Raw genomic sequence first — 23756 nt, forward strand, 5'->3', positions numbered from 1 at the left:
TGGGCGCGCAATTGGGCGGCAACGGAACCGCCGTCATGATAACCCCTACCCTCCCGGCCTTTCCTGCCGACAATGCAGGGGCGGTTTACGTTTTTCGCGTGGCTAAGTACCTGGCCACGAACAACGACTTTACGGCGCTGGTGGTGGACGGACCGGGAGCCCGGAGGGCGTCAACCCTCGGCCAAGTGGTGAACCACCATTTCTTTGGGGGCACCCGGGCGGCCCGGCGGCATCAAATATTCGAAACAGTCAGGCGCATTATCTTTCCGGCTACCATGGCACGCCGCATGCAGCATTCCCTCTTCCGGAATCCTGATCTCGAGGCGATCATCCGCGGCGCCGATGTCATCGATCTGCAATGGGCAGAAACAGGATCACTTGTCCGTCGCATACGGAGAATCAACCCTGACGCGAAGGTTATCTGTACGTGGCACGACGTTCTTTCCCAGCGGTTCATGAGGGCCCGCCAGGCCTCCAACGGGACCATCAAAAAACTGCGGTGGTCTTGGGCTATAGGGGTGGCGCGCGTTTTCGAGCGGCGAATCCTGCAGGAAGCCGACGCTCTCGTTGTCCTCAGTGAAAAAGATGCTGCGCTAGTTAATTCTGGCGCTGCAGAGGTGATGGTGGTCGAACCGCCACTGGCCACCGAAGCACTGGCAAAAACCGACCGTCACCCGGGCCCTGCCAATATTCTTTTCGTGGCCAACCTGGCCCGCTGGGAAAACGAACAGGGACTTTCTTGGTTCTTGGACGAGGTGTTGCCGAAAATCCGGCAACAGCATCCTTCAGTGACTGTCAAGGTCGCAGGCACTGGAATCCTGCCCCACGTTCAGGCTGCGGCTGATAGGGCGGATATCCACCTTCTTGGATTTGTTGCTGATCTGGCGCCCTTGTATGCCGAAGCGACCTTGGTGGTTGTTCCATTGCATCTGGGTGCTGGTGTCAAGTTCAAGGTAGTTGAGGCATTACTTGCCGGCGTTCCCGTAGTTACAACCCCAGTGGGGGCTGAGGGAATCGGCCACGCCGATTGGTATGCAGCGGTGGACCACGAGCCAGGCGGCTTCGCTGCAGGAGTTAACCGTGTTCTGGCCGACCCCCGTTCCGCAGAAGCAAAGGCCGGCCGGGTTCGCGTGGAGGCAGCCGGGATATACGGCGCGCAGAAATTCAAGGCGCGGATGGACAACGTGTATGGGACTTCCAAAGCCTGGGCAAGTGAAGTTGTTTGCTCCACGACCCGCGGGAACGCCCCGCTGGCCGCCACTGTGGTGATCCCGGTTTTCAACGGGGCTCAAACGATTGATAAGCAACTGGCCGCCCTGGCTGCGCAGACCGGAAACTGTTCGTTCGAAGTAGTGGTATCGGACAACGGATCCACGGACCGTACCCGTGCCGTCGTGCAGGAATGGAAGGACAAATTTGCCTCCTTCAAAATCGTCGATGCCAGCCGGGTCCGGGGGGCGGCATTCGCCAGGAACGAAGGTGCCCGGCATGCGACGTCCGGGAAGATACTCTTCTGCGACGCCGACGACCTTGTCAGGGCAGGTTGGGTGAACGAGCTGGTGGATGCCCTGGATGATCACCACTTTGTGGGCGGCGCCGTGCAGAAAGTATCGGTTGTCGGTGGTGCGTTCGAAAAGGAGAGCTCCGATGCCGACGCGAGTCCAAGGTCAGTGCACGGATTCCTTCCCTATGCGCTGACCTGCAACTGCGCGGTCCGGCGCGAAGCCTTAGTGAATGTAGGCGGCTTCGACTCGTCGTATAAGGCTGGACATGAGGAGGCGGACTTCGGCTGGCGCCTTCAGCTCGCCGGCTATCGGATGAAGTGGCTCTCGGGAACAGTCATAGATTACGTTCAGCGAACAACAGCACTGGGTTTACTGAAGCAGAATTTCTACTACGCAAAGTCAGCCATACTCCTGTGGACTCGCTTCAGCGATGAACATCGTCTCGCTCCGGTTTCATTCAAAGGCGGCGTGCAAAACTTTGCCGCGCAGCTTATGCGGATCGGCCTGATGTCCAGTTCTGCCACCAGGAAGCCGTACGCAAAGGCCCTCGGATGGGCCGCCGGAACTGTGGCGGGCCACCTCGAATACAGGATCCTTCGCCGTGCGCCCAGACGCCAGCTCATGGTGGGCAGCGCATGAAACCGCTTGAAGTCAGTGCTGTGATTCCGCACTTCGGCCCGCCCGCCCCCACGCTGGCTTTGATCGAGTCGTTGCGAAGCCAAGCTTCTGTCAGCGTGCAGATCATCGTCAGTGATGACGCCTCGCCTGAACCCTTTCCGGACGTTGACGGGGTGTGTGTCGTCCGCCGGCCCGTCAACGGTGGATTCGGGTCGGCCGTCAACTCCGGGATGGCACAAGCTGATAAAGAGTACGCGCTTGTCCTCAACAGCGACTTGGAGTTGGGCCCCGGGTTCATCCGGGATCTCCTTGCTGCAGCAAAACCGTGGCAGCCCGCAGTCGTTAGCCCACAGGTCGTGGGCCGGGATGGCAGCACCCAGTGGGTGGGACGCCATTTCCCCACGGCACTGCATCAAACTGTTGAGTGGTTGTCCCCGTTGGCAAGGTACAGGCATCTGAAGTTACTCCACGAGGCCGTCGGTCACGACACCCGGTGCGTGGACGGGGCGGTAGTGCCCGTGGACTGGGTTTTCGGCGCAGCAATGCTGATCCCGGTCGCAGCGTTCAGGCAGGTGGGAGGCTTCGACGAGGGCTTCTTCATGAACAGCGAGGAAGTGGATCTACAACGGCGCCTGAAGGACATCGGTATCCCCTCTGTCTTCCTGGGGACCAGCTGCGTCATGCACGAGGGGGGCGGTTCGTCCGACCCAACGCGACGGCGGCAATGGTTGGTCGATTCCCGCCTGCGGTACGCCCGGAAATGGGGCGGTGAGCGCGCACTTAAGCTCGCGCTTTCCAGTGCTTCAGCAGCCAACTACGTGGTGAATCGAACCCGGCAGTTCCTGGGCCGGGACATCGATGCCAGGGCAACTTTGCGCGTGGAACTTTCCTACCTGACGGGCGGGAACTCATGAGCCAGCGGTTGCTGTTGATCACGCCCACCTTTCACGGCTATTACAAGTCCATCGCCCGCGCCTTGGAGGGCGTCGGCTACGAGGTCACCTCGCACTGCTATGACGGATTCAGTAAGGTCCGGGACAAGATACGAAACAAAGCCCTGTTCGAGCTTCCCGGCAGAATAGGGCTGGATGGAACCGGGCGGGCTGAGCAGTGGGCAACCGCCCGCGCTTTGCAGGCGCTCGAAGAAACCCGGCCGCACAAGCTGGTTGTCATCAAGGGTGATTCCTTGGGCGTGGATTTCTGGGCCGAAGTGGAGAGACGACGGCTTCCCCGGATTCTTTGGCTCTACGACGACCTCGCCCGTCACCGGTACGATGACGATTTTCTTCGCAGCATTGGACCCGTGGCCACCTATAGTCGTGACGAAGCCGCTGTGCTCACGTCGAAGGGTGTCACAGCGGCCTTTCTTCCGAATGCGTTCGATCCATCGCTTGCTTCACCACCGGCGAAGAGGACACCGGAAATCGTCTTTGTGGGGTCGCGCTACCCCAACAGGGTGGCGCTCCTTGAGGGACTGAAGCGCGACGGACTTCCGGTACGTGCCTATGGACGCCAATGGTCGCGCCACGCTTTTGATCGGCTGCGGACCTGGGAAATCAGCCGCCCGGATCTGCCCTCGGAGCGGGACATTCCCTTGTCGCAGGCCTACGTGGTGCAGGCTGAAGCCGCTGCGGCCATCAACATCCACGGACTCCAGGCCGGACTGGCAATGCGCACCTTCGAGGTTCCAGGAATGGGTGGTCTCCAACTAATCGATCGGCCGGATGTCGCTGAGTTCTATGAACCTGGCGTTGAGGCTCTTGTCTTCGGGAACCCCAATGAACTGGGCGAGTTGGCTGCACGCGCGATTAAGGACACGTTATGGGCTGAACGGCTCCGGACAGCGGGCAGGAAACGCACGCTGGCTGAGCACACGTTCGCCCACCGAATGCCAATTCTGGAGGCACTGTGGCACTGATATACCCCATGGACCTGCAGGCCTGGCGGGCCTGGCAGGGGCGCCAAAACCGGCTGCGAAAGCTGCGGGCCGGGATGCGCCCGGCGGCCACCCCCACCGCCTTGCTGGCCGTGCGCGGAGCGTCGCCACGCGTCCTGGTCGCGCTGGACGCGCCGACACCCACGCAGCTGGCATCTTTGCTGAAGCCGCTGGAGCTGTTGGGCAATGTAGATGCCGCGGTACTCCTGCCCGGCCGGATGAGCCACCTCCTCCAAGGGGACTGGACCTGGTCGCGGGTTTCGGCAGAGCTTGTTCCCGAGGAGCTTTCCACCGTCCGTGTCGTGTTGGGCGTCGGCCACTACTTACCGATAGGCGGGCTGGCCGAGCTCTATGGCCAACAGGTACAGGCGCAGTTCTTGGTGGTCCAGCATGGCCTGCTAACGCCGCACGCACCGCCGCTTCCCGGAAACTCGCTGCTGTTGGCCTTTTCGGAACAGGACGCCCAGTATGCGATCTCGAAGAGATCAGATGTAGCCCACACGGTGGTTGGTTCACAACTGCTCTGGGATGCGGCAGGGGACGCCAAGATCGGCGTGGTGTCGGACCAGCCGGTTTTCCTGGGCCAGCTGCATGGGGCGGAGCTTCCGCGGCCGGGCAAGGCCCGGACAACGTCGATGTTTTGCAGGTCCACTGGAGCCCTTTACCGGCCCCATCCTGCTGAAACAGACATCCTTTCAAGGGCGCAGCACGCCTATTGGGAGCGGCGGGGGTTGTCCATTGATCGTGCCGGTGGGCCCTTGCGTGAGCTGACCCAGCCGGTGGTTTCCATCTTCAGCACTGGTGTTCTGGAGGCTGCCGTGAGGGGTCTTCCGGCGTGGGTGACCTACCACAATCCGCCGCCCTGGCTGGAGGAGTTCTGGGAGCGATACTCGCTGTCGCAGTGGGGCAGGGACGCAACCCTTCCTCCCGTCCAACCCGCTGTTGAACCGGCAGTCGCGATAGCCCGCATCGTAAAAAATCTTATCGGAGAGTCCCCATGACTATTCTTTGCATCATTCCCGTCAGAGGCGGTTCCAAGGGGGTGCCCCGCAAGAACCTGCGGGACGTCGGTGGCAAACCCTTGGTCGTTTGGACCATCGAACAAGCGCTGGCAGCCAGCGGCCTGGACGTCCTGGTGTCCACCGACGACCCGGAGATCGCCGACGTCGCCCGTGCCGCAGGAGCCGACGTGCCCTTCCTGCGGCCAGCCGAGCTTGCCCAAGACCAGACGGCCACTGAGCCCGTGGTGGAGCACGCCATCGGGTTCAGATCTGACCAGGGACAACGGCCGGACGCCGTGATGCTTCTGCAGGCCACCTCGCCGATCCGCTTCAAAGGAACACTGGACCGCGCGGTAGCCCAGTTCAAGGAGACGGGGGTGGATTCCCTAGTGGGAGTAGTTCCGCAGACACCCTTCCTGTGGACCATGGGAGAGCGGCCCAGAGCCGACTACGAGGTCGGAAGCCGGCCCCGCCGTCAGGACCTCGCGGCAGAGGATTTCCGTTACCGCGAGACCGGGTCACTCTACCTAACCCGAACCGAAATCTACGAGCAGCACCATAACCGCCTGGGCGGGCGCATCGGATTGTTTGTTATGGCCGAGGGGGAGGGCGCCGATGTTGACACAGAAGTGGACCTCTCCATTGCGCAGCAGCAAATGATTCGCTTCCGTCGGGAAATGGGCACTGAAGGGGAAGCCTCGCAATGATCGTCGAACGCAACATCAAGCCCTACATCGTATTCTCGGAGGATCCCATCCTCACCGGGCTACAGAAAATCACGGCCAATCAGGAACGGATCGTATTCTGCGTTGACGAACACGGGGTCCTGCAGGGATCCCTGTCTGATGGCGACTTCCGCAGGTGGATCGTCGAGAACTCCGCCGCGGACCTGACCACTTCCTGTCTTACAGTGGCCAACAGAAACGTCCGCACGGCCCGCCATACAACGCCTCCTGCTGAACTCGGCACGTACATGCACCGCGGCGTGAGCCATCTTCCCCTGGTGGACCAGCGCGGACACCTGATGGCCATTGCCATCGACCGGGCGGACGTCCTGCGGATTGGCAGGCATGAAATAGGTGCCGGCAATCCGGCGTTCATCATCGCCGAGATCGGCAACAACCATAACGGCTCGGTGGACCTCGCCAAGAAGCTGGTCGATTTGGCTGCTGAAGCCGGAGCCGACGCCGTCAAGTTCCAGCTTCGCGACATGGAAGCCCTTTACCGCCAATCCGGTGGCTCCAGTGCCGGGGAGGACCTGGGCGCGCAGTACACGCTGGACCTGCTCTCCCGTGTCTCCCTCGGAGCTGACAGCCTGGTGGAGGTGTTCGACCACTGCAAACAGCACAACATTGACGTCATGTGCACCCCCTGGGATTCGCCCAGCGTCGACGTGCTCGTGGACTACGGGATCCCGGGGCTGAAAATAGCCTCCGCGGACCTCACTAACCATGAACTCCTCAACGACGCCGGCAGCCGCGGACTGCCTTTGATCCTGAGCACGGGCATGTCACGCGAGGACGAGATTCGGCAGACTGCCGCACTGATGCAGGGCCTGGGTTCCAGCTACGCCATGCTGCACTGCCAGTCCACGTATCCCGCCCCGTTCAAGGATGTCAACCTGGCCTACATGGACCGCCTTGCCGAGATCGGCCAGTGCATCGTGGGGTACTCAGGACACGAGCGCGGGTTCCACGTTCCCGTGGCTGCGGTGGCACGCGGAGCCCGAATCATCGAAAAACACTTCACCATCGACACTTCCATGGAAGGCAACGACCATAAGGTTTCCCTCCTCCCGGACGAGTTCGCCCAGATGGTTCAACAAATTCGCGAGGTGGAGGAATCTACGGGAGAAAGCACTCCGCGCCAGGTATCCACCGGGGAAATGATGAACCGGGTCACGCTCGCCAAATCCTTGGTTGCTGCCCGGCCTGTGGCCAAGGGACAAGTCCTGACGGCGGAAGATGTGGCGGTGAAAAGCCCGGGGCGTGGCCTGCAGCCGAACGCCCTGCCCCTGTTGCTCGGCCGCACCATGCGCCGCAGCTTCTCGGAGGGCGACTTCTTCTTCGCCGGGGACCTCACCGACGAAGTGCCCACCGGCCGGGACTTTGACTTCTCGCGCCCGTGGGGGCTACCCGTCCGCTACCACGATCACGCCGCACTGATCGCGGACTGCACCCCCGATTTCCTTGAGTTCCACTTCTCTTACAAAGACCTGGAAATCGACGTTGATTCGGTATTCGAGCAGCCCCTGGACATGGGGTTCACAACCCACCTGCCGGACCTGTTCGCGGGCGACTTCCTGGTGGACCTCGCATCCAGGGACGATGCGATTTGGGAGCGTTCCATCTCTGAGGTGCAGCGCACCATCGATATCACCCGATCGTTGACCAAATGGTTCACCAAGGAAGAAGAGCCCATCATGGTGGTCACCATGGGCGGCTTCACGGCTGACAAGCACGTGGCTCCCTCGGAACGGCCCGCAATGTACTCAAGGATCCACGACGCCCTCAAACGCCTGGACACAAACGGCGTTCGGATTGCAGCGCAAACCCTTCCCCCGTACCCCTGGCTGATGGGGGGACAGCAATTCCACAACCTGTTCCTCGATCCCAAGGACACGGCGGACTTCGCGGCTGCCACAGGAACCAAACTGTGCCTGGACGTCTCGCACTCGAAGCTGGCAGCGAACTTCCTGGGGATGTCGTTCACCGAAGCCGTAGAGCTGATGGCACCCCACACTATCCACCTTCACCTCGTTGATGCCACCGGTGTTGATGGCGAAGGGGTGCAGGTTGCCGAGGGGGAAGTCGATTGGGCAGCCTTGGCGGAGCAGCTGGACCGGATGACTCCGGACGCACCGTTCATTCCCGAAATCTGGCAGGGCCACGTCAACAGCGGCGAGGGCTTCTGGACGGCGCTGGACCGGCTGGAAAAATGGTTCTGAGCAGGGTGACGCAGGTTGGATCACGGCGGCGGACTGCACTGTGGGTTGTGCCGGTGCCGGAGCTGGGGGGCGTAGCGCGCCATGTCCTGGACACCGCGGGGGCAGGCCTGCCCGGCTGGAACCTTGTGGTCCTGTGCCCGGAGGGAATGCTGGCTCAACGGCTCCGGGACATGGGCGTGGCGGTCCTCACCGGCCACCTCGGCCCCGCGGCAGGATTCCACCGGTCTTTAAGGACCCTGACCCAACACCTCCGCCACCTCCGGCCCGACATTGTGCATTCCCACCTGGCCTATGCCGACGTCGTGGCTGCAGCGGCTGCCTTGAGAACAGGAGTCCGTCTGGTCACCACAGAGCACGGGATTGCGGGTGATGACGGGATCTATCACGGCGCACCCTGGAAGTCACAGGTCAAGGCACTCATGCACAGGATTCGGCTTCTGCGGGCAGACGCCGTCATCGCGGTCTCCGAAGCCACCAGAAGGACTATGGCAGCAAAATGGAAGCCGCGGCGGCCCGTCGTCGTCATTCCCAACGGCGTGGACGGGCACGAGATCAGCCGACGCGTGGAGGAACTCCGGAAGGCGTCCGGGACTGCGGCGGGAGCGAAAATCCTCTCCCTGTCCCGGCTGGCGCCGGAAAAGGGACTCGAAACCTTACTCAGCGCATTTGCGCTGGTAGCCACGGAAAACCAGGAAGCCCGCTTGGTGATAGCGGGGGAGGGGCCGCTGCGGGCCTCGCTTGAGAAACGTGCGATGGAGCTGGGGGTCGGCCACGCCGTCGAGTTTCCAGGATTCGTAGATCCCGTGGCAGCGATGGCCGATGCAGACGTTCTGGTACAGCTTTCCGTGTGGGAAAACTGCTCCTACACGCTGCTGGATGCCGTCAGCGCGGGCATCCGTGTGGTCGCCACTGATGTGGGCGGTAACCCCGAAATTGTCCACAAGGACTGCCTCGTGCAGCAAAATTCGCCGCACAGCGTTGCCCAAAGAATTCTTGGCGGTGTAGCCACGGGCACGGCGCCCCTGCCCGGAGGACCCGCCACCATCACCGTATCCGACATGGCGGCGCGCATCGCCGCCGTATACGAGCAGGCAGCAGCATGACCACCAAGGGAACACTGCACGGGCGAATTGCCCTCGCTACCAACAACGGTGACATCGGCGGCGGCGAGGTAATGCTCCTGAATGTCGCAGAGGCCATGGTGGGGCTGGGTTTCGACGTCGTTGTAGTGGGACCGTCTGCACCGTCAGGTTTGGTGGATCTCGCCCGGGACCGGGGTTTTAGCACGGTTGTGTTGCCTGCCCGCACGCGGCTCCAGTACGTTCTGTCGCTTCGCCGCTGGGACCGGCGTGAACGCCTCGGCCTTCTATGGTGCAACGGCCTCTTGCCGTCGGTATCCACAGCCGCACGGAAGAGGCGCGTAGTGCATCTGCACCAGCGCCCGGTCGGAAAACTCCGGCTTCTCGCTGCGATGTCCAGGTGGGGAGCTATAGCAACCGTCGTTCCGTCCGCTGACATGGCTTCAGCAGTTCGCGGATCGCGGGTATTGCATAACTGGGTACATCCGGTAGTGCACGCCCGGCGCAGGACGCTTTCGGACGTTGGGACCGGCACAGTCCGGGTCGGATTTTTGGGCAGGACCTCGACGGAAAAGGGAGTCGTGGTCCTGTGCGGGGCCATACGCGAGCTGCAACGCCGTTCCGGCCGTAAGTTTCGTCTTGTCCTGGCCGGTGAACCGCGCTTCGTAGACGCAAAGTCGTCCTCGGTCGTGGACGATTCCGTGGCGGCGCTGGGTGACTCGGTGGAGAGGACCGGTTGGATTACGCCAGCCGAATTCTTTGGCCGCGTTGATGTTTTGGTGTGTCCCTCGCTTTGGCCGGAGCCTTTTGGACTCGTGGCGGCGGAGGCGCTCTCGGCCAAGGTCCCGCTTGTTGTCTCGGATGCCGGAGCCCTTCCTGAGGTAGTGGGCAGGGACTATCCATGGATTGCGAAACGGGGGGACGCCGTCGGCCTTGCCAACATGATCACGCTGGCCGTCGACTCTGAAGAGTCCGACCTGCAAGGTTGTTTCGACCGCTGGGAGCGCATGTTCTCACCGCAGGCCGGCCGCCAACGGCTCAAATTCCTGTTGTCAGAGATTGGTTACTCTTCGCCGGAGGACGTTCGCCATGCATAACCCTGTCGCCGCCAGTGTCATCGTTCCAAGCCGTGGGGGAGCTCGGCGTCTGCCGGTCCTCTTAGCGGCACTTTCGCGTCAGAGTACCGACGACTTTGAAGTCATTGTGGTGGTGGATGGCGACACGGACGATTCAGCGGGCTATTTGAAGAGCGTTTCCGCCGATGTCCCGTTCCGGTTGCAGGCCATAGTTTTCGGCGAAAATAAAGGCCGGACTGCGGCTCTCAACGCTGGCTTCGAAAAGGCATCCGGACGGGTGCTTGTCCGGTGCGACGATGACCTCGAGCCGCGAACAGACTTTCTGGAGAGGCATATCGCCGGACACCAGGGCGAACCGGCCGGCGTGATAGGACTCTACGAAAACATCCTGCCGCACACCCCGTACGCCAGAGTGTATGGGCGGAATGCAGACCGGAAATTTCGGCGCGATGCGATGGCGGCGGAACCAGAGAACCAGTGGCGGTATTGGGCCGGAAACGTGTCCGTCCTCCGGGACGTCCATTTCCGAATAAAGGGCTACGACCCGCGATACAGGACATACGGCTGGGAAGACGTCGACTACGGTTACCGGCTCCACAAGGCGGGCGTCAAGGTACGAATAGATCCCCAGCTCAGCACGCCCCATCACGTGGCGGCAACAACCACACCGATCCGGGCGCTGAGGGCCCTCCATTCCGGCGCAGCGAGGGAATTGTTTATCGAGTTGCACGGGTCGGACGCACTGGGAAAGGGCCCGCAGCGGACGGGAATTTGGGGCAATGTGGTGTGGGCTGCCAGTGCGGTTGCCACGGAAAAGAGCGTCGGGCCCTGGGCAGCCTTTATTGATCGTACGGCGGGTCTGCTTCCCGGTGCGGTAGCCGAGAAATTGGTAGCACTGACCGTTGAATCCGCCGGACTTGCCGGAATTCGTTATCCGACGAGAGCCTTAAGCCGGTTCTAATTCTTCTCTAGACCGGTAATTTTATTGGGGGGAAATTTACTGTGGCCAAACGCAAGCCTATTGTGGCGATTACGCATGACTATTTGACGCAAAAAGGCGGGGCCGAGAGGGTTGTCCTGGCGATGCACAGGGCCTTTCCTGACGCCAAGATCTACACCACGCTTTACCATCCTGAAGGGACCTACCCGGAATTCGCCAACGCCGACATTGTGACCTCGCCGTTGAACAAGTTTTCTTTTTTCCGCAAGAACCACCGGGCCGCCCTGCCGTTGCTGGCCTACACTTCCACTTCCCTGAAAATTCCCGCCGACATTGTCCTGGCCTCTTCGAGCGGATGGGCACACGGGTTCAGCACCACAGGCAGGACGTTCGTCTACTGCCATTCACCTGCACGCTGGCTTTACCTCACGGATCAGTACGTCGGCAGTTCGCGGCGAAATTTCCCGGCAGGAGTGGCCCTTCGGATTCTGGGACCAGCGTTGCGGCGTTGGGACCGCCGCGCTGCATCCCGGGCCGACGTCTATGTGGCCAACTCCACCGTAGTCCAGGAGCGGATCAATGACGTCTACGGAATGGATGTAGATATATTGCATCCACCCCACAGCGTGGACATCGAAGGCAACCGGGAGCCAATTCCCGGCCTTGAAGATTTCGTCGGACAGGGCGGACACTACCTGGTGGTCTCACGTCTTTTGCCCTACAAAAACGTGGACCAGGCCATTGAGGCGTTTCGGGATCTGGATAAGCGCCTTCTTGTCATTGGTGCTGGGCCTTTGCTCGAGGAACTCAAGGCAGCAGCTTCCCCGAACGTGCGCTTCGCGTCCAACATCACCGATGCTCAGATGCGGTGGGCGTACGCCTCGGCGACTGCTGTGGTTGCGCCGTCCCACGAAGACTTTGGCATCACTCCCTTGGAAGGCGCGGCATGGGGCAAGCCCACCATCGCCCTTCGTGCTGGAGGATACCTGGATACCATCCTGGAGGGCACCACCGGAACGTTCTTTGATGAGCCCTTGGCTGCCTGCATTAGAGACGCTGTCCTCGGCTTTGAAGCTGAGCAGTGGGATCCTGCGGAAATTAAGGACCATGTTAGCGTTTTCTCGGAAGACCGTTTTCGGATGAAGCTTCATGCAGGGATTGAGGCATTAATACTTGAAGAATCGCCCGTATGAGCCATAGTGTCACGCATTCCTACAGACAAGCCGGGATGCGGAGCCGTCATCAGAACCCGCCCAGGCCGCCCGTCCTGAGGGGCCGCGGCAGATTCACCGACGGTCTCCTTTTTGCCCTTTTTGTTTTCGACGGTTTTCATGTTCCCGGGATGCCCGGGGCCATTCCCGTCAGCGAGCTGGCGGCCGTAGCACTGGTACTGCTGGCGCTCCTGCGCCCTCCCAGCCACCGTCCGCCGTCGGCTCAATGGCTGCTTCCCATCCTCGGACTGCTGCTGATTTTCCTGGCATTCAGCTCGACGATCAACGATATTGACTGGCTCAGACGGGCAGCCCGGATTGCGTCCATGGTATCGCTGCTGGGTGTGATTTGTTCAGGCCGCGTTAATCTTCGGGCCGGGCTTCACGGCGCTTGCCTCGCCCTGATCGGAAATGCCGTCTTGTTTTATGCCGGGGTGGCTCCTGACACGTATGGGGGGGTACTGACCGGCTTTCTGGGTGACAAGAATGTCGCCGGTTTGTATTACACCATCTTCCCGCTTCTGATTGCTGCTGCCACCTCCAGCCGGCGTCTGCGGGCGATAGCTGTTGCCGCAGGCATTTTTGGGGTGTTCCTTACGGGCTCGCGGACCAGCCTCGCGGCGTTAGCCGCCGCCATTATCTGGGTGACAGTCAGTTCCAAGCTGTCTCGCGTTGGGCGTGCAGGACTCGGGATACTGCTGATTGTGGGCCTTCAGTACGTCGAGGCGAACCTGGCCAGGACGTGGATTTTCAGGGACCGGGAGGGGTCGGATGACCTGCGGGAGCGTATCGGCGAAGCTGCAATTGACAAGACGCAAAGCGCACCTTGGTACGGTCTGGGACTGGGGGAGTCATACGTGGACATGGCCGGGCGCCAATGGTTTTTCCACGATTCCTACCTAGCTCTTATTGTGGAGGGCGGTTTCCTCTTCTTCGTCGTCATAATTGGGACCTACCTCCTCTGTGGGCTGCGCCCATTCGAAAGGATGGCCCGGACGGCCGAGGTTTTGTATGTCGAAGCCGCGACGATTGCCTTGCTTGTCTGCGCATGGAAGCTGGGTGAGGTTTTTCTTTCGATCCCCGGATTTATCGTCCTCGGTTACGCCGTGAAGTTACACACCGGGCGTAGCGAGACCCTTGGACGCACGGCCTAAGCGATGACCACCGGCAGATTCAGCGAACTCGATGGGCTTCGGGGACTGGCTGCCGTCGCTGTCCTTGTCTCGCACTTCACGGGTGCATACGACACCATAAATGTGGATGCCCCTAAAGCCTTCTTCGATTTCCCCTATGGCGCATTTGGCGTCCAGCTGTTTTTCCTTATCAGCGGTTTCGTTATCCTGATGTCCGCCCGCAGGGCAACGGAGCCCAGTGATTTCGTCATATCCCGGGCGTCGCGCATATATCCCGCGTACTGGTTGTCCCTGATTATTGCGCTCGCGGTGGCACCGGTCCTTCACGAGCCGCATCTCCGGCTCTCCGCTTGGGAAGCACTCCTGAATTTCACCATGGGTCAAAGATGGCTGCAGGTTCCCAACGCAGTCGACGTCTACTGGACCCTGGCGGTGGAGCTTCAGTTTTATGTCCTGATAGCTGTCCTACTGATCGTCACCCGGTGCCGTTTGTCTGACAGAGTCGTTTCCCGGGTGTCCTTCTTTTGGCTGTTGATGGCTGTCCTTGTGGCCATCTGGGCGGGACCGTACAGCCAGGGCATTGATCCGCAATCCGTGATAACGCCGGTGAAGATTGTTTTGAATCTCACGCTCGCGGAATACGCTCCTCTGTTCTGTGCAGGAATGTTGGCTTTTACTGCCAGGGCTCAGAGGAGGATGTCGCCCCTCCTGCTGCTCTCGTCCGGCAGTGCCGTCTTCGTAACAGGCGTTCTGCACAGTTGGGTGGACGCTGCGGTCGTAGCAGGTATTTGCGCATTCTTCGTAACGGTAACCATGCGGACAACAACCTCCTGGCTCACCATTGCCGCCCTTCAATGGCTGGGGAAGATCAGCTACTCCCTGTACATCATCCACGCCGTCATCGGCTATGTCACCATCACTGCTGTGCTGCCGTTCGTGGGCCGGGATTGGGCTATGTTGTTGGCCGCCGCAGTGTCAATCGGCGCTTCCTGGCTACTATACGAGACCGGGGAGAAACGCTGCAGTGCGGTACTAAGGCGGCTGCTGGAGAAATGGCGGGACCGGCGGAAAAGCCGCACAGCGGAAGGGGCCTCCGGGGAAGGCTAATTACGTGGTTATTGAACGCATCGGACTCTACGTCCTTGGAAATCACGGTGATGCAGATTACATTTCTGACACCACAAGTAGGAAGCATGCTGGGTTAATTTTGCCGTATTATTTTCATATGACTATTGGGGTGGGATGTTTATGTTGAAACTTGGGCAAAAGGCGATTGGGGACGCTTTGGACTCAAGGGACAATTCGCTCAATTTCATCCGGCTGCTGCTCGCCACTAGCGTCATTTTTTGGCACACCTATCCGCTCACGGGAGTTCAACCTGAATGGCCCGCATTCCTGCTCGGAACGTGGGCGGTTAATGGCTTTTTTGCGATTAGTGGCTATCTGATTGCGGGGTCAAGGCTGCGGCTGGAGTTTGGAACGTTTATGTGGCGGCGCGCCGTACGCATTTATCCGGCTTTCTGGATGGTGCTGATCATCACAGCTTTTGTGTTCGCACCCCTCTCAGTGCTGGTATCCCACCGCAGCTACAACGTGTGGGACGCGGTCAATTACATCCTGCAGAATATGACGTTGTGGCTCGGGGAACTGGCCGTGGGTGACACCCTCAGCGGCGTCCCCCATCACGATTCCTGGAACGGTTCCTTGTGGACACTTTTCTTCGAGTTTGGCGCTTATGTGACCGCTGGTGTTTTGCTGAGCTTTCCCTTCGTCAGAAAACATCAGGTAGCAGTGCTCACCACCGTACTGCTGGTTCTTTCTGCGGCGGTTGCAACGCGATTCGGTGACGGCAGCCTTGGGGTAGTTGACCGGGCTGTCCCGGCCCTGAGGCTCTGGGCGTTCTTCGTTTCCGGCATGCTTGTCTTTGCGCTCAGAGGGCGGCTTCGTACCAATGCAGCCGTTGGCATAGTCGCGACTCTGCTCTTTTCCCTGACCTGGGCTCTGGGTGTGCAGAACTGGGCGGGACCTCTTCCCTTTGCCGTCTTGTTGCTGTGGCTCGGTGCGGTGATGACCACCCGGGTGGGCGTGAAGAATGATATTTCCTACGGGATGTACATCTATGCTTTTCCGGTGCAGCAGCTCGTAGTTGTTTTCGGGTTCTCTGCGGTCGCAGGAGCCGAGTGGAGTGCTCTTTTGGCGGTGGCGCTCACGGTCCCCTTGGCTTATGCCTCGTGGCGGTTCCTGGAACTGCCTCTGCAGAGGGCCTCCAGAAACTGGAAACCCTCATTTGGTCCTGCTTTCGGAGCCGGCCCCCAACGCCAGTAAGTCCCTGGCGCTAATTCTGGGTACATTCTGTCCGGGATTTGATGTCCCGCCTTAGTCGCTAATCCTGCTGGCCCTCGTGTACAGCAACCTGTGGTGCGAATCCCGTCGGGTTTTCGCTCAAAGCGATGCTCCATCGGGGGTCGGCAGCGCTCAGATCCGACAATATGTCCTCAATCTGTTCCTTGGTGCGACCGTACGGGTTGGTTGCGCCGAGTGGGGAGGACTCTTTCAGGGGAACCTCCTCCGAAGCCCCGTACACGGTCGCTGAGGAGCTGAATACCAGCTTGCGAACGCCGGCAGCGGCCATGCTTTGCAACAGGTTGAGAGTGCCCACCACGTTGGTCCTGTAGTACTGCAAGGGATCCGCAACGGAGGATCCATTCAACGCTCGAATTAGCCAGGTTATCGAAAATTACTACCTCGTGGCCTTGTTCGAGGAGAAAAAGAGCAGATGCGAGCCGATATAGCCGGTCCCGCCGGTAACCAATACCTTCATGAGCCGAGCCTAGAACCTCCGATGCTGCAGTACTAAAACGGCGGATGAAAGGGTGCAAAAAAGCTAAACGAAGTCGATTTCGCCAGGGCGGATTTCAGTAGATGGGCGTAAGTTTGGCTACGATTTCAGGGTTCTATCCCCATATGCATAGGATCGAACTGCCCGTGCAGGCTGCCGGGTAAATGTTGCTTTGGGGAGCTGCTAATGGGTCGCAGGTTAGAAGGCTTGGATGGCCTGCGAGGAATCGCAGCCTTGATAGTGGTGTTCAGTCATACGGCGCTGATCTTTCCCACCTGGGCGGATGGGCTGGAACGGTCTTCCAGGCATGAGCCGGATGCCTGGGTAAGCGCCGTACAGAGATCACCCTTTAACGCGTTGTTCGCAGGTGGAGAAGCGGTCTTTGTGTTCTTCATCCTTTCCGGTTTCGTTCTGGTTCTTCCCTTCTTTGGGGCCCGGAGTCCTTCCTGGGTCAGTTATTATCCCAAACGGCTTCTGCGCTTGTACGTGCCAATCGTGGCGGCGGTTGTTCTGACAGCAGTATTGGTCGCTGCGGTACCAAGAGTCACATCGCCGGAACAGACCTGGTGGGTTGATGTCCACAGTGGCGCCATAACGCTCAAAGGCCTAGTTCGTGAAGCGTTCGCTTTGCTGGGCACGGGCCGATACAACTCGGTGTTGTGGAGTCTGAAGTGGGAGTTGATCTTCTCTCTGTTGTTGCCGGTTTTTGTCCTGTTGGCGGTGTTGCTTCGGCGCTGGTGGCTGGCCGGTGCCAGTGGCATGATCCTGCTCGCATCTGCTGGACTGTCAATTGGTAGTGACTGTCTCCAATACCTGCCTATGTTTGGCATAGGTGCCTTTCTGGCTGCGGGCTACAAACACATAGGCGCACTGGCTGACAGAAAGGCTGTCGGGATTGCATCCATGGCGGCCGCAGCTGTTCTCTTTTCGGCCGTATGGTCCACGCCAGGGGTTCCTGCCCGGAGGCTGCTCCTGTTGATAGCCTGCACGGCCCTCGTTATCGCGTTCCTGGTGTGGAGCCCTGCCATAAGATTTTCGAGCCGACGCACTGTCGTCTGGCTCGCTACCAGATCGTTCAGTCTGTACTTGGTGCATGAACCGATCATTGTGTCGGCCACCTTGGTTTTCCCCGGCGCACCTTGGCTTGCCGTGGCGGTTGCCTGGCCAGTTGTTGTGCTGACCACTGAATTGTTCTTCCGACTTATTGAGGATCCCAGCCGCCGTTTGGCGAACTGGGTCGGCTCCAGCGCGGCTGCCCGCGCTGCGAGGCGCTGGGGTACGGACGCGCCAATGCCCGGGCTATCCCGCCTAGAGAGGACGGACCGATCTGCAGAAGCGGTAACGACGGCGGAGGAAGCAACATGAGCTTCCTCGCCAGCTGCAAAGCCAGCGACCGAAAAATCAGGTAGCTACAACAAGATCCTCGCGGGGTTCGTCCCAGCCAGAGGGAAGAGCCCGGATGATGTCCCAATTGGGGTCAAGCTGGTAGGCGGAGGGATCATGCTGCCAGCGGGCGTGGAACTCGGGCATGACGATCTGGGCGTCGGAATGCACCACGTCGGCTATGTAGCCGCCCCAGTATGAGAAGGTGCTGTTAGTACCGATCAGCCGTCGTGTTGTTGACACTGCGCGAAAGTTCTCCAGCGGCCCCGCCGTTTTGGGAACGTACTCGACGGTACCGGCATGCTCGGTGAGGATGGCGTCCAGGTTGGACCTGCACCACGCCGGATCGTCGGATACTACAGTGGCTTTGGGAATGTCCTCTGCCTCCTTTGCCACTTCAAGTGCAGCCTCCAGGTAGCCGGCGATATTGAAGCCGTAAGCTTTCCGGAAATGAGGGACCGAATAGTAGTCGCCGCGCCTTATGTTAACCACTACAGTTCCCGGCGCCTGCACTTCCGGCTCGAGGTGCGGGACAAGGAACGTGGTGATGAATTCCCGCAGTTCGGTTCTTGTGTACTCGGTGCCAAAGGCCTGAAACAACGTGTCGTGGCGCCACTCACGCCGGTCCCGAAAACGGATGCTGTCCGAGCTGATTGCAAGCCGCTCGCGCAGCAGAGGAAACGCTGTCAGCCATGGACTCATCGCGGGCGTCTCAAACACACGATAGTCACGGCCTGCCGCCTGTTCCAGATGAGCGTGCAGCCAGAGGTACAGGAAATTGCCGAAGCCCAGACCCTGATTTGGCGTCCACAATATGCGGCGACTGCCAATGCGCAGAGGGCGCAAGGCCGCACCCTTGATGTTGTATAGCGTTGTTGCGAAGTTCCCCATGGGGAAAGCATAGTATTTGGAATCGTCAACTAATAACCCGGTGTCTTCCCCAAGGCGAAATTCGGTGTCGCCACTGCACCTCTTTCTTACTGCTGGATTTCCCGGTCCGACAACCCGATCAACTTACTGTTGTGCCGGTAATTCCCTGCGCGAAATACTCCTGGATATTTAGTTGATACGTGAGGCTCCCTGAGGTGCGTGGCGTGGAAATCTCATTCGGCTATGCAGGCCGCAGATAAGGACATGCGTGGTCCTTTTGGCAAAGTTGTTTGTGGAGCGGATCGCGCCGCTGATCAGTTTGAGCTGGTGCAGCTGTGCCGGGACACCTTGGCCGAGCGCGCGGGGTGAAGCCGGAGAACATCCGGTTCGAGCTGTTTACGTCGGGCAAGCCGGCCAAGCCGGAGGGGCATGCGGGCCGGCCCGTGGTGGTGGACGAGTCCAAGGAGACGTACAAGAACCGCCCGGATGTGCCGTTCGCGTGTGCCGGGGGAGTGTGCGGCACGTGCCGGGCCAAGGTGGTCACCGGCTGCGTGACCATGGACGAGAAGTATGTGCTGGAGCAGGATGAGTTGGATAAGGGGTACGTCCTGACCTGCCAGAGCCACCCCACCAGCAAGGAAGTCACCGTCGACTTCGACGTGTAACGGTGGTTTCCGTGGTCGAGCCGAGGCCGGTGGTTGAGCCCGTCGAACCCCCGGTGGTTGAGCCTGTCGAAACCAAGCCCGTCGGTGGTTGAGCTTGTCGAAACCCAGAAAGAAGGAACAAATGATTTCCCTCTCCATCAGCAACAACGTCGCCGAGATCGTCCTGAACGCACCGCACAAGCTGAACTCGCTGGATGAGCAGGCGCTGGCGGAGTTGTCCCAGGCGTACGACGACGCTGCTGCCGCCGCCTCCCGCGGTGAGGTGCGGGCGCTGCTGCTCAGGGGAGAGGGCCGCGCCTTCTGCGCGGGCCGGGACATTTCAGGCGTCAATCCGGAGAATGACGACGCCGCGACGTACCTAAGCGGGCTGGTGGAGCCGCTGCTGAAGAAGATGAGCGCGTTCCCGGCTCCCACGTTCGCGGCGGCCCACGGGGCCTGCCTGGGCGTGGGGCTGGGACTGCTGCTGGCCACGGATGTGGTGTACGTGGCGGAGAACGCGAAGTTCGGGTCGCCGTTCGCCAAGCTGGGCGCGACGCTGGATTCGGGCGGGCACTGGTACTTCACGGAGCGGCTGGGCATGCACCGGACGCTGGACCTGATCTACACGGCCGAGCTTATCAGCGGTACCGAGGCCGTGGCGCAGGGGCTGTTCAGCCGCGCCATGCCGGCGGACGAACTGCTGGAAAACACCCGGGCCATCGTGGCCAAGGTGGCGCGCGGTGCCACCGGTGCCTTCACCGCCAGCAAGGAGCTGGTGGCCCACATCCGGGACCAGCGCCTGGGCCTGTGGGAGGCCATGGCCCAGGAGAACACCGAGCAGGCAAGGCTCTGCAAAACCGACGACTACGCCGAGGGATTCAGGGCTTTCCAGGAGAAGCGCGAGCCGCAGTTCCGCGGTTGAGTACCAAAACCCAGCCCGGTGGTTGAGTCGGGCCCACGCACGCAGGGTTCCCCTGCCGAGCTTGCGAGGCGAGGGCGCGGGTGGGGAGCGAAACCAAGCTTGGCGAAAGCACCCCGCCCACCTCATCCCGAGACCCAATGCAGGCAGCCTTGCTTCAGGACGTGGCTGCCGCAGGGGCGCGGAGCTGCGAGACGATCACTTCGGCAGTCGCCTCGATTCCTTCCTGCGTGGACACTGTTAGTCCTGCCTCGTCCGGTTCAAGGGGCTCCAGTGTCTCCAGCTGGGACGTCAGCAGTGAAGCGGGCATGAAGTGTCCGGGCCGCCGGGCAACCCGGTCTTGCAGGAGCGGAAGCTCCACCTGCAGTTGAACGAACACTGCCGAGGGTGCTTTGGCCCTGATGGCGTCCCTGTAAGCGCGCTTCAGGGCGGAGCAGGCAACCACAATCCCATCAGCGTGATCTGAAACCAGCTCAGCCCCCACCAGATCGAGCCAGGGCCACCGGTCCTCGTCCGTGAGCGGCGTCCCCGCGGCCATCTTCTCGACGTTCGCCTGCGGGTGCAGCGAGTCGGAGTCGACGAATGCAGCGCCCAGGCGTTCCGCAAGCGCGGCCCCGACTGTCGATTTCCCTGCTCCGGACACACCCATAACAACAATGACGGGCTTCATCAGAGGGTGCCCTGGTGAGGTGTTCCTGCGGGGATCTGCGCGAGCCGGGTGACCTCAACGGGCCCCTGCAGGAGGCCTTCAAGGGAGGCATTCAGGCGCTTGACGGGTTCTCCTGCGCCGTGGGCGTCCAGCAGCTCCGCGGATTCCCACTTTTCGATCATGACGATCTGGCCGTTGGGTGCCTCATGGATGGCATAGAGCTCGCATCCGGGCTCGTCGTGTACTTCGGCAATGGCGGGGGAGAGGGCGGCCACCACGTCGTCGAACGCCCCGTCCTTGGGGGTGAAGATGGCGGTAACAATAACAGTCATGGTGTTTCCTTATCGGCTGGGTGTCAGGAGGAGCGGGGAGCAGCTGCTGCGCGGGACAAAGTCTGCGTTGACTTCGATGACGCGCGGGGCGGAAGGGAGCTTGCCCTGCATGCGTCCCAGTACCAGTTCGAGGGAATGGACTGCGAGCATGTCGATGGGCTGGCGGATCACGCTGAGCGGAGGCGTTGTCAGCTCGGTCCATGGATTGTCGTCAAAGACTATGACCGAGAGCTCCTCAGGTATTTGCACGCCCGTCTGGATGAGGCGCCGGACGGAGCTTTGCACCTGGGCGGTGTTGGCCACGATGAGGCCGGTGGGACGGTCAGGGAGGGCCAGGAGGGACCCCACGGCGTCGCCTCCACCGTCTCCCCTGAACGGCACATCGCGTATCAGCTGGGGATCCATGCTGACCGAGTAGGCCTCGTGGGCGCCCTGGTAGCCCTGGATCCTTGCCCGCCCCGTTGATGTGGTGACAGGCCCGGAAATGAGGCCGATGCGCTTGTGCCCCAGGCTAAGCATGTATTCAGTAGCGCGCCGGGCAGAGTCTGTGTTCGCAATGCTTACGACGTCGACGTTCCCCAGTTCGGGGATGGTGCGGTCCACGAAGACCACGTCCACGCCCATGGATTGGAGGCGTGCCCACTTTTCAATGTTCGCTCCTGTTGGCGTGGCGATGACTCCCGCCACCGAACGGTCAAGGAGGGTGTCTAGGGAATCGGCCTCGAGGTGGGGGTCCTCCTGTGTGGTCATGACCATTACCTGGACACCGTGGCTGCGGGCCTCCCACACAATGCGGTCCGCAAGCTGGGCAAAGAACGGGTTGGCGAGGTCCGCCACCACCAGCCCCACGGTGGGCGTGCTCCCCACGCTTAGCTCACGCGCGGCGGCACGCGGCCGGTACGCCAGTTCCTCGATGACTCTCAGCACCGTTTCGCGCTTTGCCGGAGCTACCGGCCCCGACTCCGGGTTCAGGACGCGGGATACGACGGAGACTGAGACGCCCGCCGCCGCTGCGACATCGCGGATTGTTGGGGGCTTCTTCATTGCTCCTCCTCTTTCAAATCGTGTAGGCGGTCCCCGCATCTGCTCCAGTCCGCCGTATCCGGCAGACCTTTTGGCCCTGCGAAGTGATTGTTGACACAGCCTAACACCGACTGGTACAAATGTGGAACCGGTTCCACTCCGGTTCGAGAATTCCAGTTAGCGACGAAGAAGTTGCTCCGCCAAGTCCCGGTGGAGGATGCTTCCGCGCTGAACGCAAGCAGAGAGATCCCCATGAACCTTCACAAGCTTCTGAGCGACCGCGAGCAAGACGGCCGCCCCATCCGGGTCGGACTTATTGGAGCCGGACGTTACGGCACCATGTACCTGGCCCAGGCGAACAACATCCCCGGAATCCATGTGGTGGCAATCGCCGACATCAACGTCAAGCGCGCAGAAGGCGCCTTTGACCTGGTGGGATGGCCCAAGAACCAGATCGCCCCGGACATCGCCACCGCGCTGAGGGACCGCTCAACGGCCATCGTCGCAAATGCCGATGAGCTCTTTGATGTGGACATCGACATCATTGTCGAAGCAACAGGCAACCCGATCGTCGGCGTGAAGCACGCCCTGCGCGCCATCGAAACCAAAAAGCACATCATCATGGTCACCGTCGAGGCGGACGCTCTGGCCGGGCCGGCCCTGGCCCGGCGCGCTGAAGCCGCAGGCGTGGTCTACTCCATGGCCTACGGGGACCAGCCGGCACTGATCATGGAACTGGTGGACTGGGCACGCACCAGCGGCTTCGACGTCGTCTGCGCCGGCAAGGGCGCCAAATTCCTTGAGCACTACCACGAGATGAACCCGGACAACGTGTGGGAGAACTGGGAGTTCTCCAAGGAACTGACCGACTCCGGTCAGCTGAACCCCAACATGCACACCTCCTTCCGTGACGGCACCAAGGCCTCCATTGAGATGGCGGCAGTGGCCAACGGCGCGGGACTGGTGCCCTCTGACTCCGGGCTGACCTTCACGCCGGGGGACGTCGAGGAGATCGCCACCATCTGCCGTCCGGCGGACGTCGGGGGAGTCCTCGCCCATGAAGGCAGCGTGGAAGTCATGTCCAGCGTCAAGCGCGACGGCACCTGGATCCCCCACAACACGCAGGAGGGCGTGTTCGTGGTGGTCAAGGCCACGAACGATTATGTCTCCGGCTGCTTCAACGAGTACCCCTGGCACCCGGACCCCACCGGCCAGTACGCGGCGCTCTACCGCCCGTACCACTACGTGGGCCTGGAGCTGAACATGTCCATCGCCAACGCGGTCCTGCGCGGGGTTGCCACGGGTGCCCCCATCGGGTTCTTCGGCGACGTGGTAGCCACCGCCAAAAAGGACCTCAAGGCCGGCGAGTTCCTCGACGGCGAAGGCGGGTACACGGTATGGGGCCAGCTGGTTTCGGCAAAGCACTCGGTGGCAACAGGCGCGCTCCCCGTAGCCTTGGCCCACCACGTGGAACTCCGGAATGACGTCCCCAAGGGCGGAATCGTCGGCTGGGACGATGTCATCATGGATGACTCCCTGGCACAGGCCCTTGAGCTTCGCCGGGAAACCGAAGCCCTCGTCTCGGAAACCGCAGTCACCGCCTAACCATCCACGCACTGCCCCGGGCGCGGCAATGGACCCCAGACAGCGT

Annotated in this window: 20 protein-coding genes and 2 pseudogenes; 17 read left to right on the forward strand and 5 right to left on the reverse strand. The window is 61.0% G+C overall.

The features are described from left to right. Positions 1 to 98: 98 nt before the first annotated feature. The 13 genes from QF038_RS03870 to QF038_RS03930 all read left to right on the forward strand — a co-directional run bounded on the left by QF038_RS03870 (position 99) and on the right by QF038_RS03930 (position 15771). Positions 99 to 2144 carry a glycosyltransferase gene (locus QF038_RS03870; RefSeq protein ID WP_373461507.1) on the forward strand — a complete coding sequence of 682 codons (2046 nt, stop codon included), beginning with the start codon at positions 99 to 101 and terminating at the stop codon, positions 2142 to 2144. After that, positions 2141 to 3037, forward strand: coding sequence for a glycosyltransferase family 2 protein (locus QF038_RS03875; protein ID WP_307608930.1), 897 nt, complete (start codon positions 2141 to 2143; stop codon positions 3035 to 3037). Before QF038_RS03870 ends, QF038_RS03875 begins: the two co-directional genes overlap by 4 nt. Beyond that, entirely contained in the window at positions 3034 to 4041 is a 1008-nt protein-coding gene (locus QF038_RS03880) for a glycosyltransferase (RefSeq protein ID WP_307608932.1), read from the forward strand. Before QF038_RS03875 ends, QF038_RS03880 begins: the two co-directional genes overlap by 4 nt. Continuing rightward, complete coding sequence (locus tag QF038_RS03885; protein ID WP_307608934.1) at positions 4032 to 5060, forward strand: RNA-binding protein; 1029 nt, start codon at positions 4032 to 4034, stop codon at positions 5058 to 5060. Before QF038_RS03880 ends, QF038_RS03885 begins: the two co-directional genes overlap by 10 nt. Continuing rightward, on the forward strand, positions 5057 to 5767 hold the full coding sequence (locus QF038_RS03890; RefSeq protein WP_307608936.1) for a cytidylyltransferase domain-containing protein: 711 nt from the start codon (positions 5057 to 5059) through the stop codon (positions 5765 to 5767). Before QF038_RS03885 ends, QF038_RS03890 begins: the two co-directional genes overlap by 4 nt. Further along, entirely contained in the window at positions 5764 to 8007 is a 2244-nt protein-coding gene (locus tag QF038_RS03895; protein WP_307608938.1) for an N-acetylneuraminate synthase family protein, read from the forward strand. Before QF038_RS03890 ends, QF038_RS03895 begins: the two co-directional genes overlap by 4 nt. After that, on the forward strand, positions 7998 to 9110 hold the full coding sequence (locus QF038_RS03900) for a glycosyltransferase family 4 protein (protein WP_307608940.1): 1113 nt from the start codon (positions 7998 to 8000) through the stop codon (positions 9108 to 9110). The genes QF038_RS03895 and QF038_RS03900 overlap by 10 nt, the downstream gene beginning before the upstream one ends. After that, positions 9107 to 10183, forward strand: coding sequence for a glycosyltransferase (locus QF038_RS03905; RefSeq protein WP_307608942.1), 1077 nt, complete (start codon positions 9107 to 9109; stop codon positions 10181 to 10183). The genes QF038_RS03900 and QF038_RS03905 overlap by 4 nt, the downstream gene beginning before the upstream one ends. Beyond that, a complete protein-coding gene (locus QF038_RS03910) occupies positions 10176 to 11123 on the forward strand; it encodes a glycosyltransferase family 2 protein (RefSeq protein ID WP_307608944.1) in 948 nt (315 codons plus the stop codon). The genes QF038_RS03905 and QF038_RS03910 overlap by 8 nt, the downstream gene beginning before the upstream one ends. 62 nt (positions 11124 to 11185) lie before the next feature. Then, positions 11186 to 12295, forward strand: coding sequence for a glycosyltransferase (locus QF038_RS03915; protein ID WP_307613397.1), 1110 nt, complete (start codon positions 11186 to 11188; stop codon positions 12293 to 12295). Beyond that, complete coding sequence (locus tag QF038_RS03920) at positions 12292 to 13467, forward strand: O-antigen ligase (protein ID WP_307608946.1); 1176 nt, start codon at positions 12292 to 12294, stop codon at positions 13465 to 13467. The genes QF038_RS03915 and QF038_RS03920 overlap by 4 nt, the downstream gene beginning before the upstream one ends. Before the next feature lie 3 nt (positions 13468 to 13470). Continuing rightward, positions 13471 to 14553: an acyltransferase gene (locus QF038_RS03925; RefSeq protein ID WP_307608949.1), complete on the forward strand. Its 1083-nt coding sequence runs from the start codon at positions 13471 to 13473 to the stop codon at positions 14551 to 14553. Between the two features lie 141 nt (positions 14554 to 14694). Beyond that, a complete protein-coding gene (locus QF038_RS03930) occupies positions 14695 to 15771 on the forward strand; it encodes an acyltransferase (RefSeq protein WP_307608951.1) in 1077 nt (358 codons plus the stop codon). 100 nt (positions 15772 to 15871) lie between these two features. Here the strand turns inward: QF038_RS03930 and QF038_RS03935 are convergent. Then, positions 15872 to 16267, reverse strand: a pseudogene (locus QF038_RS03935) (NAD-dependent epimerase/dehydratase family protein); the annotation flags it as partial. A gap of 204 nt (positions 16268 to 16471) precedes the next feature. Between QF038_RS03935 and QF038_RS03940 the strand changes: the two are divergent. Beyond that, positions 16472 to 17650, forward strand: coding sequence for an acyltransferase (locus tag QF038_RS03940; protein ID WP_307608952.1), 1179 nt, complete (start codon positions 16472 to 16474; stop codon positions 17648 to 17650). 36 nt (positions 17651 to 17686) lie between these two features. Here the strand turns inward: QF038_RS03940 and QF038_RS03945 are convergent, their stop codons facing one another. Continuing rightward, the gene (locus tag QF038_RS03945) at positions 17687 to 18559 is read right to left on the reverse strand and encodes an alpha-1,2-fucosyltransferase (protein WP_307608954.1); all 873 of its coding nucleotides are present in this window, start codon (positions 18557 to 18559) and stop codon (positions 17687 to 17689) included. 297 nt (positions 18560 to 18856) lie between these two features. Between QF038_RS03945 and QF038_RS03950 the strand changes: the two are divergent. Together QF038_RS03950 and QF038_RS03955 are read left to right on the forward strand one after the other, a co-directional pair. Next, a pseudogene (locus QF038_RS03950) lies at positions 18857 to 19203 on the forward strand (2Fe-2S iron-sulfur cluster-binding protein); the annotation flags it as partial. A 121-nt stretch (positions 19204 to 19324) separates the two neighbouring features. Next, positions 19325 to 20104, forward strand: coding sequence for an enoyl-CoA hydratase/isomerase family protein (locus QF038_RS03955; protein ID WP_307608956.1), 780 nt, complete (start codon positions 19325 to 19327; stop codon positions 20102 to 20104). A 154-nt stretch (positions 20105 to 20258) separates the two neighbouring features. Here QF038_RS03955 and QF038_RS03960 read toward each other — a convergent pair whose 3' ends face one another. The 3 genes from QF038_RS03960 to QF038_RS03970 are packed head-to-tail and all read right to left on the reverse strand — an operon-like array spanning position 20259 to position 22126. Continuing rightward, positions 20259 to 20771: a gluconokinase gene (locus QF038_RS03960; protein WP_307608958.1), complete on the reverse strand. Its 513-nt coding sequence runs from the start codon at positions 20769 to 20771 to the stop codon at positions 20259 to 20261. Beyond that, a complete protein-coding gene (locus QF038_RS03965) occupies positions 20771 to 21082 on the reverse strand; it encodes a putative quinol monooxygenase (RefSeq protein WP_142056995.1) in 312 nt (103 codons plus the stop codon). The genes QF038_RS03960 and QF038_RS03965 overlap by 1 nt, the downstream gene beginning before the upstream one ends. A gap of 9 nt (positions 21083 to 21091) precedes the next feature. Continuing rightward, positions 21092 to 22126 (reverse strand): LacI family DNA-binding transcriptional regulator, encoded by a 1035-nt coding sequence (locus tag QF038_RS03970; protein WP_307608960.1) that lies wholly within the window; start codon positions 22124 to 22126, stop codon positions 21092 to 21094. Between the two features lie 231 nt (positions 22127 to 22357). On the opposite strand from QF038_RS03970, the gene QF038_RS03975 reads away from it, so the two are divergent. After that, positions 22358 to 23710 carry an NAD(P)H-dependent oxidoreductase gene (locus QF038_RS03975; protein ID WP_307608963.1) on the forward strand — a complete coding sequence of 451 codons (1353 nt, stop codon included), beginning with the start codon at positions 22358 to 22360 and terminating at the stop codon, positions 23708 to 23710. The last annotated feature ends 46 nt before the right edge of the window (positions 23711 to 23756 follow it).

Origin of the sequence: Pseudarthrobacter sp. W1I19 (assembly GCF_030817835.1) — a bacterium.
Lineage (GTDB): Bacteria > Actinomycetota > Actinomycetes > Actinomycetales > Micrococcaceae > Arthrobacter.

Coding starts and splice junctions, on each gene's coding strand:
- QF038_RS03875 (WP_307608930.1), top strand. CDS start 2,141: ATGAAACCGCTTGAAGTCAGTGCTGTGATTCCGCACTTCGGCCCGCCC.
- QF038_RS03880 (WP_307608932.1), top strand. CDS start 3,034: ATGAGCCAGCGGTTGCTGTTGATCACGCCCACCTTTCACGGCTATTAC.
- QF038_RS03890 (WP_307608936.1), top strand. CDS start 5,057: ATGACTATTCTTTGCATCATTCCCGTCAGAGGCGGTTCCAAGGGGGTG.
- QF038_RS03895 (WP_307608938.1), top strand. CDS start 5,764: ATGATCGTCGAACGCAACATCAAGCCCTACATCGTATTCTCGGAGGAT.
- QF038_RS03900 (WP_307608940.1), top strand. CDS start 7,998: ATGGTTCTGAGCAGGGTGACGCAGGTTGGATCACGGCGGCGGACTGCA.
- QF038_RS03905 (WP_307608942.1), top strand. CDS start 9,107: ATGACCACCAAGGGAACACTGCACGGGCGAATTGCCCTCGCTACCAAC.
- QF038_RS03910 (WP_307608944.1), top strand. CDS start 10,176: ATGCATAACCCTGTCGCCGCCAGTGTCATCGTTCCAAGCCGTGGGGGA.
- QF038_RS03920 (WP_307608946.1), top strand. CDS start 12,292: ATGAGCCATAGTGTCACGCATTCCTACAGACAAGCCGGGATGCGGAGC.
- QF038_RS03925 (WP_307608949.1), top strand. CDS start 13,471: ATGACCACCGGCAGATTCAGCGAACTCGATGGGCTTCGGGGACTGGCT.
- QF038_RS03930 (WP_307608951.1), top strand. CDS start 14,695: ATGTTGAAACTTGGGCAAAAGGCGATTGGGGACGCTTTGGACTCAAGG.
- QF038_RS03940 (WP_307608952.1), top strand. CDS start 16,472: ATGGGTCGCAGGTTAGAAGGCTTGGATGGCCTGCGAGGAATCGCAGCC.
- QF038_RS03945 (WP_307608954.1), bottom strand. CDS start 18,559: ATGGGGAACTTCGCAACAACGCTATACAACATCAAGGGTGCGGCCTTG.
- QF038_RS03955 (WP_307608956.1), top strand. CDS start 19,325: ATGATTTCCCTCTCCATCAGCAACAACGTCGCCGAGATCGTCCTGAAC.
- QF038_RS03960 (WP_307608958.1), bottom strand. CDS start 20,771: ATGAAGCCCGTCATTGTTGTTATGGGTGTGTCCGGAGCAGGGAAATCG.
- QF038_RS03965 (WP_142056995.1), bottom strand. CDS start 21,082: ATGACTGTTATTGTTACCGCCATCTTCACCCCCAAGGACGGGGCGTTC.
- QF038_RS03970 (WP_307608960.1), bottom strand. CDS start 22,126: ATGAAGAAGCCCCCAACAATCCGCGATGTCGCAGCGGCGGCGGGCGTC.
- QF038_RS03975 (WP_307608963.1), top strand. CDS start 22,358: ATGAACCTTCACAAGCTTCTGAGCGACCGCGAGCAAGACGGCCGCCCC.